This is a genomic window from Neobacillus drentensis (assembly GCF_036966985.1).
In the GTDB taxonomy this organism is placed as follows: Bacteria; Bacillota; Bacilli; order Bacillales; family Cytobacillaceae; genus Neobacillus; species Neobacillus drentensis_E.
Map to the genome: position 1 here is coordinate 1 of NZ_JBALSN010000739.1, position 1292 is coordinate 1292.

At 30.7% G+C, this 1292-nt stretch carries 2 protein-coding genes; one reads left to right on the plus strand and one right to left on the minus strand.

All coding sequences use genetic code 11. The features are described from left to right. A partial coding sequence (locus tag V7659_RS31170) for a transcriptional regulator (RefSeq protein ID WP_335543861.1) occupies positions 1-443 on the plus strand: 443 nt, incomplete at its 5' end. A 357-nt stretch (positions 444-800) separates the two neighbouring features. Here the strand turns inward: V7659_RS31170 and V7659_RS32240 are convergent. Next, on the minus strand, positions 801-1277 hold the full coding sequence (locus V7659_RS32240) for a CBO0543 family protein (RefSeq protein WP_420491797.1): 477 nt from the start codon (positions 1275-1277) through the stop codon (positions 801-803). Positions 1278-1292 lie beyond the last annotated feature (15 nt).

Here is a 1292-nt window from a genome sequence, read left to right on the forward strand (position 1 = left end):
AGATTATTAAAGGAGTACCCAAAGCAACACTCTATCGACATATACAAATTTTGCTGGATGCAGGTATTATACGAGTTATGAAAGAAAGAAAAGTAAAATCTGTGTCTGAAAAATACTACACATTAAATGAAAATGAGGCTAGACTTAATGTAAAGGAATGGAAAAAAGCATCTCATCAGGAGAAGCTTGATTATGTTTCTTATTACCAATTATTAGTTATGTCTCAATATCAGAGTTACCTTGAAAAATTAGAAAATCAAAACAGTCCAGAGGATGGTGCCACTTTTTCTCTAGTGGAATTAAAGATGAGTGATGAGAGGTTTAAACAATTTGAGAACGAATTAACTGAATTAATGACTAAATATTATCATGCTCCGAGTGAGAACAATGGGAAAGATGCTCCAGTTCGAACAATCGCTTTTACGATTATCCCAGATGCATAAAAAGGACATAACCCTTTTCTTTAGCTAAATATCGTTAAAAAGAAAAGTCATTAGTCCTTCTACGGGAAAAGGTGTTCTGAACAAACTTAATCAAAACACCTTCCTTTCTTATGCCAGAAAAATTTGAGTATCTAATATTTTGTTCCTCTGCAACTGAAAAAATAAATATCCATTGATTTTACCAATTCTTGATTTTAATCCTTAATCCTACAACATTCTACTTCATTTCTTCTTTCACTAACCTGCTTCGTTANNGCACACTTTCGTTTAAGTAAAATTCCTAACAACAATCTCTCATTTTGGAAAAAGACTGTTAATTACAATTATCTTTTTTTGAAATTACTATTTGATAACCTTTTAATTGGGTGTCTTTAATCCTTTTTTATACCATTTGAAAAAGCTTAAAATGATGAAATAAACTATGAGTTTTGACAGCAAGCCGTATGACCAATGCCAGTTCTTATTTTCAATTAAATCTGTATAGCGAGCTAATAAGTATTCGTACAGTTGATGTATACCAATGAATATCAAAGTATAGAAGATTCGTACAAATTTCCCCTTATTCATTGGATACCACATAATATAAAAGACATTAAAAGTTGGATAGATAATGTAATGTAAAGAAATTAACATATCAGATGCGTAAGGAAACTCACGATATGGAAAGATTATATTCCCTAATTTAGTTTGAATAAATACGTACAACCATCCTATCGCTTGGGCAAACAAGAAAACAAAGTGTAATTCCCTAAGCTTATTCCTTGGTATTTTCCACCACAACATTCCTATAGATACAGTCCATGAGATGATCAAAACAAATAATTCTTTATTCATAATTTATTTTGCTTA

What these genes read in the sequence shown, in the direction of transcription:
- V7659_RS32240 (WP_420491797.1), bottom strand. Translation starts at nt 1,277, where the DNA reads ATGAATAAAGAATTATTTGTTTTGATCATCTCATGGACTGTATCTATA.